Origin of the sequence: Poseidonocella sp. HB161398 (assembly GCF_005870025.1) — a bacterium.
In the GTDB taxonomy this organism is placed as follows: domain Bacteria; phylum Pseudomonadota; class Alphaproteobacteria; order Rhodobacterales; family Rhodobacteraceae; genus Mangrovicoccus.
In genome coordinates, this window is record NZ_VATA01000136.1 from 1 (window position 1) to 7,672 (window position 7,672).

A 7,672-nucleotide genomic window follows, 5' to 3' on the forward strand; every position below is an offset into this window, starting at 1 on the left:
CGCTGGCACAAGTCCGCAGACGAAATTCTCGCCTCAGTGAAGCGCTTCTGCCAAAAGACCGTATGTCAGGGACTTTAGATTCAGGTGACTAGGGATGATCTCCTTCGACGTGGACACGACGCTGGGCGGCTACCACATCTCCGGGAATCAGGACGTCGATCCCGCGACCTTCGCCGTGGATGGCAGCAGCTTCGATATCGCCGTGGTCGGGCTGCCGGAGTCGAACATCTGCATCGCGGGGCAGGGCTTCTGCCTGCTAGGCGGCTTCGCTTCTGTCACCCTGCCGGACGGCTCCAGCGATACCTACAATCTGCTGCCGTCGAACTTCTCCGAGACCTCCGCGGTGCCGCTTCCGGCCTCCCTGCCGATGTTCGGGGCCGGGCTTCTCGGGCTGCTGGTCGCGCGCCGCAAGCGCATGGCCGGGCTGGGCTGACCGTCTCCTCCGCCGCGCCTGCCAGAGATCCGGCGATGCCGGCGGCGGGGCATCTGGCGTGTCACGCACATGGCCGCCATGGTTCGGGCGCCTGGCCTTCGCCGGGCACCTATTCGATGACAACGTCCGGACATGCCGCCTTCCGGAAGGCGGCTGTGCGCCCGGCGCCGGCGCATCAGTGCCGCGGAGCCGGTTCCGGCCGGATCGCCGGCGGGCTGCGCGGCGGCCCGTGCGGCGGGCTCCGATGCAGCGAAAGCGCGGGCCGGGGCCGGCACCCGCGCGCGCCCGCTTGCATCGTGCGGGGCCATTCGCTAATCCACTGCCTGCAGCGGAGCGCGGCTCCCTCGATCTCGGCCGGAAGACCGGCCGGGCAGAGAAGACAGCAGCACTCCGCCCGGAAAGCCTGCATGGACCGGGGCGCGCGCGCCGCCTGTCCGCTGCGGCGCGGGACGATAGCTCAGTGGTAGAGCGGCACGCTTACACCGTGTTGGTCGGGGGTTCGAATCCCTCTCGTCCCACCATTCTCCTGCCTGCCGTCCAGGGAAATTCCGCCGCGCGCGCCAGGGCCGGGCGCCATTAACCACGCTTTAGGCCAAGCGCGCCCATCTTCCTGCTATTCCGCCCGCTTGGGCCACTGGAGATTTGGAATATGACGTTTGCAGGAAGACTCCTGTCGGCCCTGGCCGCTGCCCTGGTCCTTGCCGGTTCTGCCGGTGCCTCGACCATCACCTCCGTCGGCGCCGTCACCGCCCTGACCCATGGCAGCCAGATGGGCGCCGCGCTCGGCACGGCCAGTTTCGACACGCTGACAGCCAACACGGTGATCGCCGCGGATGCCTATGCCGCATCGGGCGCGACCTTCCATAGCGGTCCGCTCGGTTCCATCCTGGCCGGGGTCACGGCCCTGGGCACGGCGGTCCTGCCCAGCGTCGTCGCGTATCCCGGCTACTTCCCCGCGCCGATCGGCGGCGGCGGCACGGTGGGCGGCAACTACCTCTTCCATGGCGGCGTGCTCACCTTCTCGCAGACGGTGACGCAATTCGGCCTGGTGTTCAGCACGAACGGGACGCAGTACATCACGGCCTGGGACATGGCCGGGGGCCTGATCGGCCAGGTCCGCTGGGTGCCGGACGGCGCGGCATCCTTCGTCGGGATCGACACCGGCGGGGTCGCCATCGGCATGCTGTCGATCGGCAATGACGATGTCCATGGCGGCGTGGCCTACGGCATCGGCGGCTCCACCATCATTGCCGACAGCTATGCCTGGTCCGATGGCTCCGCGACCGTGCCGCTCCCGGCCGGGCTGCCGCTCCTTGGCGGGGCGCTGGCCGCCGCCGCGCTGCTGCGGCGCCGCGGCAGCACCCGGGGCTGAGGCTGCCGGAGCCCGGAGGGCTCCATGCCGGGGCAGGGCAGAAAAGTTGCGAAAACCTGCTTGACCTCTCCTGCAACGGGCACTAATCACCCGCCTCACGCGGTTGTAGCTCAGTTGGTTAGAGTACCGGCCTGTCACGCCGGGGGTCGCGGGTTCGAGCCCCGTCAACCGCGCCACTTCGGTGGCTTTCCCCCCTCGAAAATCCGAAATATCCGTTCCAGCCCGGCCTCTTGCAAGGTCCGGGCCGCTGGCGTTCTGCCGCGTGCTTTTCGCGCAGTTGCCGCCGCCCCCGTTATTAGTCTACAAAGTTGATTAATTCAGAGGGAGGGCCGCATGGCGTCGGATTCGGCAATCGTCACGGAAGGCAGGATAGAGCGCGCAGGCCGCCACGGGCTGCCCTTCCTCCTGGTCGTCACCTGCTTCGCCGCCTGGGGCGTGGCGGCGAACATGACCGACCCGCTGGTGCAGGTCTTCTCGCGCATCTTCTCGATGAGCACGCTGCAGGCTTCGCTGGTGCAATTCGCCTATTACGGCGCGTATTTCTGCCTGGCGCTGCCGGCGGCCTTCATCACCCGGCGCTTCTCCTACAAGACCGGGCTGCTGACCGGGCTCGGCTGCGCGATTCTCGGCGCGGTGATGTTCTACCCGGCGAGCCTGGCCATGACCTACGGCACCTTCCTGGCGGCGCTCTTCCTGCTGGCCGGAGGGCTGTCGATTCTCGAGACCTCCGCCAATCCCTTCGTCATCGCCCTCGGCCCCGAGGAGACCGCGACGCGGCGGCTGAACCTGGCGCAGGCCTTCAACCCGGTAGGCACCAATATCGGCGTCTTCCTCTCGGCGGCGCTGATCCTGCCGCATCTCGACCCGGCCACGGCCGAGGACCGCGCCCGGATGGGGCAGGAGGCGCTCATGGCGGTGCAGTCGGCCGAGCTGCAGGCGGTGATGCTGCCCTATGTCGGCTTCGCGGCGGTGCTGGCGCTGATCTGGATCGTCGTCGCGCTCTGCCCGATGCCCGCCGCCGGCGAAAGCCCGGCGGCGCGCGACCACGAGCTCCATGCCGGGCTGACCTTCCGGCGGCTGGCGGCGAACCGGCACTATGTCTTCGGCGTGGCGGCGCAGTTCTTCAATGTCGGCGCCCAGACCTGCGTCTGGACCTTCACCATCCCCTATGTGATCGCGGCGGTGGGCGGCACCGAGGCGGAGGCCGGCTGGGTCCTGCAGGCGAGCCTGGGCATCTTCCTCGTCTCGCGCTTCGCCATGACCTGGGCGATGGGCCGGGCGCGCCCGGCCAAGCTGCTGGCGGCGATGGCGCTCTGCGGGGCCGGGCTCTGCGTGGTGGCGGTGCTCCTGCCGGGCTGGACCGGGATCGCCGCGGTGGTGCTCTGCTCGGCGGCGCTCTCGCTGATGTTCCCGACAATCTACGGCATCGCGCTCGAGGGGCTGGGCGAGGACGCGAAATTCGGCTCCGCCGGGCTGGTGATGGCGATTCTCGGCGGCGCGCTGATGCCGATGGCCTTCGGCGCGGTCTCGGACGCGGCCGGCCCCGTGGCGGGCTTCGCCGTGCCGGGGATCTGCTTCGCGCTGGTGGCGGGCTACGGGCTCTTCGACCTGCGCGCGGCGCGGCACCGGGAAAATTCTTCGCGCTCCGGCACGGAAAGCTCTTGCCCCCCGCGGCGGCGATAGCTATACGCGCCGGACAACGCGGTTGTAGCTCAGTTGGTTAGAGTACCGGCCTGTCACGCCGGGGGTCGCGGGTTCGAGCCCCGTCAACCGCGCCACTTTTCAGTGGCTGTCCCGAAAGGGCCAGATTATGCAAAACCCGGCCCTCGCGGCCGGGTCTTTGCGTTTCCGGCGCCACCACAACTTCGTCTCCGAAAGCCGCACCCTCCCTTGCGGCAAGCCCTGCGGAAAGCGCTTGCCCCCGTCCGCGGCCATGGCTATACGCGCCGGACAACGCGGTTGTAGCTCAGTTGGTTAGAGTACCGGCCTGTCACGCCGGGGGTCGCGGGTTCGAGCCCCGTCAACCGCGCCACTTCCCTTCGGGGACATGAAAAACCCGGCCTCGCGGCCGGGTTTTCGCGTTTCTCCCTCTCCCCGCGGGGGAGAGGGCCGGGGTGAGGGGGCTCAGAGCCCGCCCAGATAGGCCGCGAGGATGTTCTCGGCCGCTTCCAGGTCGCTCTTGTGGATCATCTCGCAGACCGTGTGGATATAGCGCGTGCCGACCACGATCCCGACTGCGCGCGCGCCCGCCGCCGCCTGCTGGGCCGCCGCGCCGTCCTGGCCGCCCGCGCGCAGCATGGTGCGCTGGAAGGGGATGCCCTTCGAGTCGGCCAGCGCGGCGATCTCCGCGGCCAGCGCCTTGTCGGCGATGAAGGAGGAATCGCGCAGATGCAGCCCGAACCCGCCGCCCTGCGTGGTCACCCGGTCGGTCTCGCCCACGCCCGGCGTGTCGCAGGAAAGCGTCGTGTCCACGCCGATGCCGATATCCGGCCCGATCGCATGCGCGGCCGTGCGCGCGCCGCGCAGCCCGACCTCTTCCTGGCAGGTGAAGGCGACATGGATCTCCGCCCCCGGCGCCTTGCCGGCCAGGCTCTTCAGCGCCTGGATCCCGAGATAGCAGGCGATGCGGTTGTCGAGCGCCTTCGACACGACCTTCTCGCCCATCTCCAGGAAGGGCTCGTCCATCACCACCATGTCGCCGACCTTGACGATGTCCTTCGCCGCCTTGCCGAGGCCGAGATCGACATAGAACTCGTGCACCTCCGGCACTTTCTTGCGCTCTTCGGGCGAGGAGATGTGCAGCCCCTTGCCGGCCGGGTTCATCACCCCCTTGAAATCGCCCGCATCGGTGCAGACCATCACCCGCCGCGCAAAGAGCGTGCGGGGATCGAAGCCGCCGACCGGCAGGACATGGACCCAGCCCTCGTCGGTGACGTGGCTGACGAGAAAGCCGATCTCGTCCATGTGGCACAGCAGCATGACCTTCAGCGGCGCTTCGCCCTGGCCGGTCTTGCGGCACAGCAGCGAGCCCATCGCGTCCACCTTCACCTCGTCGCAGAGCGGCAGGATCTCGGCGCGGATCAGGTCGCGCACGCGCTCCTCGCTGCCCGGGACGCCGGGGGTTTCGCAAAGCCGTTTCAAGAGGTCGAGATCGAGGGGCATCGGGGACTCCGTTCTTCTGTCCTCCCCAATATCTAGGCGCGCCCGCGGGAAAGCCACAGCCTTCCCGCGCGGCAGATGGTCAGCCCAGATGCAGCCCCGGCGCGCCCTTGGTGACATGGCCGATGACATGCGCCGTGCCGCCCGCGGCGGCGATCTCGGCCACCGCCTCCATCGCCGCCATCGGCGGCAGCGCGGCCAGAAGCCCGCCGCAAGTCTGCGGATCGTGCAAGAGCTGCGCCCGCGCCTTGCCGGTCTTGCCGGTCATCTGCCAGTCCGCGGCGGCGCGGTTGTCCTCGAAGATGGTCGACCGGATCCCCGCCTTGCAGAGCGCGAGCGCGCCCTCGTAGAGCGGGATGTCCCTCAGCACCAGCTCGATCGCCACGCCCGAGGCCGTGGCCATCTCCAGCGCGTGCCCCGCCAGCCCGAAGCCCGTCACGTCGGTCATCGCATGCGCCCGCCCGGCCAGCGCGGCGGCGGCGGCCGTCTGCGGCTCGGCCATCTGGCGCAAGAGCGCGGCCACCCAGGCGCCCTTCGCCTGCATCTGCATCTCGGCGGCCAGGATCGTGCCGCTGCCCAGCGGCCGGGTCAGCACCAGCACGTCGCCCGGCCGCGCCCCGGCCTTCGAGACCGGCGGGCGCTGCGACAGCCCGGTGACGGTGAAGCCGATCGTCGTCTCGGCGCCCATCGTGGTATGGCCCCCGGCCAGCGCCGCGCCGATCCGGGCGCAGAGCGCGCCCGCCGCGGCGGTGATCTCGCCCAGCGTCCGCTCCTGCAGCTGGGCCGTCATCCGCGGGATCACCACCTGCGCCAGCGCCACCTGCGGTGCCGCGCCCATCGCCCAGACATCGCCCATCGCATGGTTCAGAGCGATCCGCGTCATCAGCTCCCAGTCCTCGGTCACGGCGCGCAGATGGTCGGTGCTGATCACCTGCCAGCGCGCGCCGCTTCTCAGGATCGCCGCGTCGTCGCCGGGACGGTTCTCCAGCTCGGCGGCCTCGGGCGGCGCCATCCCGGCCAGCGCGCGGCCGAGCGCGGCGGGGCCGACCTTGGCGCCGCAGCCGCCGCACATCGGCTTGTCCGAGGGCAGCGCGCGGCGCAGCGCCGGGATCGCGTCCCGGGGCAGGGCAGGCGGCGCCATTGCGGGCAGGTCGTGGAACTTCTCCATGAAGCGGCGGTCGATCCGGTCCTTCCAGCGCCACATCAGCGGCCCGGAGAAGACCAGCGGGCCCTTCTGCCCCAGCGCCGATTCGGGCCCGAGCGAGATCAGCTTCAGGTAGCTGCGCTGCGGGCGGAAGGGGCGCAGGGGCCGCTCGGCCAGCACCGCGCGCAGATTGCGGTCGAGGATCTTGGCGGCGCGCACGGCGAAGACCCCGGCCTTGGGCCGCGGCGAGGCGGTCAGATGCGCGCAGTCCCCCGAGGCGAAGACCTCCGGATGGCTGGTGCTGCGCAGATCCGCGCCGACGGCGATGAAGCCGTCCTGGAGCGCCAGCCCGCTTCCCGCCAGCCAGGGGGCGGGGGTCGCCCCGGCCGCGCCCACGGTCAGCCCGGCCCCAATCAGCCGGCCATCGGCCAGGCGCGGCCCTTCGGCGGTGACTTCGGCAATGGCGGCCGCTTCGTGGATCGCGATGCCGCGCGCCGCCAGTTCCGCCAGGAGCCGCGCGCGCGCCCGCGGCGTGACCCCCGAGAGCACCTCGCCGCGGTCGATCAGCGCCAGCCCGGGCGCCGCGCCGAGCCCGGCCAGCCGGTGATGCATGGTCAGCGCCAGCTCCGCCCCGGCCACGCCGCCGCCGATCACCGCGACGCTGGCCGGACGCTCTCCGGTCGCGGCGGCAGCGGCAAAGCCGCGCCAGCCTTCCGCGAAGCGCGCCAGGGGCTTGGCGGGCAGGGCGTGTTCGGCGAAGCCCGGCAGATCCGGCATGCGCGTGGTGATGCCGATATCGATCGAGGCCAGGTCATAGCCGATCGGCGCGCGCCCCGGCACGGTGACCAGCCGCGCCGCCGGGTCGATCGCCACGGCGGGCCCGTCGATCAGCCGCGCGCCGGCAAAGCGCGCCAGCCGCACGAGGTCGATCTCCAGCGCGTCCTGCGGGTAGTGCCCGGCGACATGGCCCGGCAGCATGCCCGAATAGGCCGCGACCGGCCCGGGATTGATCAGCGTCAGCCGGACGCCCGGCACCGGCATCATGCCCCAGCGGCGCAGCACCAGCGCATGGCTATGGCCGCCGCCGACCAGGACTAGGTCGCGCACCAGGGGTAGGGCGGGCTGCATCTGCGCCTCCGTCATTGCTCCGCCCCCGCTCTAGCGCGGGGGCGCCGCTGCCGGAAGCCGCGTAACGGGCCCGTGTGCCAGGTTGCCGGTGTTGTGTATTTTTGTCGCGGAACGGCTTTCGGGATGGCCGTTCAACGTAAAGGCAACTAGCCAATCCTGCGTGTTTGAACTGAGGGCAAGGCAGGCAGCGCGGCTGCAGGCCGCCTGCAGGAGATGCTCAGGCGCGGGCGCGCGACCGCCCGTGCCAGTGCCATCCGGCGCCAAGGCGCTGGACAGCCGCCCCCTCGGGCAGGAACAAGGAAACCCAGGCTCCGGCGGCGCCGCCGGGCAGGATGGAAATGCGGGGAGACGTGCATTGAGACTTGGATTTTTGGTTGAGGTATCGCCCGGGGAGCGGCGTGTTGCGCTTGTTCCCGCGACGGTGGCGCAGCATGTG

6 protein-coding genes and 4 tRNA genes are annotated in these 7,672 nt (G+C 70.6%); 7 read left to right on the forward strand and 3 right to left on the reverse strand.

The features are described 5' to 3' along the window. Positions 1-94: 94 nt before the first annotated feature. From FGX59_RS35420 to FGX59_RS35450, 7 genes are all read left to right on the forward strand, one after another. Complete coding sequence (locus FGX59_RS35420) at positions 95-433, forward strand: VPLPA-CTERM sorting domain-containing protein (RefSeq protein ID WP_138473276.1); 339 nt, start codon at positions 95-97, stop codon at positions 431-433. A gap of 446 nt (positions 434-879) precedes the next feature. Next, positions 880-954: transfer RNA gene (locus FGX59_RS35425), tRNA-Val, on the forward strand. 128 nt (positions 955-1,082) lie between these two features. Further along, positions 1,083-1,805, forward strand: a complete 723-nt coding sequence (locus tag FGX59_RS35430; RefSeq protein WP_138473278.1) for a hypothetical protein — start codon at positions 1,083-1,085, stop codon at positions 1,803-1,805. A gap of 99 nt (positions 1,806-1,904) precedes the next feature. Next, positions 1,905-1,981: transfer RNA gene (locus FGX59_RS35435), tRNA-Asp, on the forward strand. 157 nt (positions 1,982-2,138) lie between these two features. Continuing rightward, entirely contained in the window at positions 2,139-3,488 is a 1,350-nt protein-coding gene (fucP, locus tag FGX59_RS35440; RefSeq protein ID WP_138473279.1) for an L-fucose:H+ symporter permease, read from the forward strand. Positions 3,489-3,506: 18 nt separating this feature from the next. Then, positions 3,507-3,583: transfer RNA gene (locus FGX59_RS35445), tRNA-Asp, on the forward strand. Between the two features lie 177 nt (positions 3,584-3,760). Continuing rightward, positions 3,761-3,837 (forward strand) — tRNA-Asp (locus tag FGX59_RS35450). Between the two features lie 92 nt (positions 3,838-3,929). Here the strand turns inward: FGX59_RS35450 and FGX59_RS35455 are convergent. The 3 genes from FGX59_RS35455 to FGX59_RS38385 form a co-directional block, all read right to left on the reverse strand. Continuing rightward, on the reverse strand, positions 3,930-4,967 hold the full coding sequence (locus FGX59_RS35455) for a M42 family metallopeptidase (protein WP_138473280.1): 1,038 nt from the start codon (positions 4,965-4,967) through the stop codon (positions 3,930-3,932). Between the two features lie 79 nt (positions 4,968-5,046). Next, positions 5,047-7,236: a selenide, water dikinase SelD gene (gene selD / locus FGX59_RS35460; RefSeq protein WP_138473281.1), complete on the reverse strand. Its 2,190-nt coding sequence runs from the start codon at positions 7,234-7,236 to the stop codon at positions 5,047-5,049. Between the two features lie 217 nt (positions 7,237-7,453). Further along, the coding region (locus FGX59_RS38385) for a hypothetical protein (RefSeq protein ID WP_206078534.1) at positions 7,454-7,672 on the reverse strand (219 nt) is incomplete at its 5' end.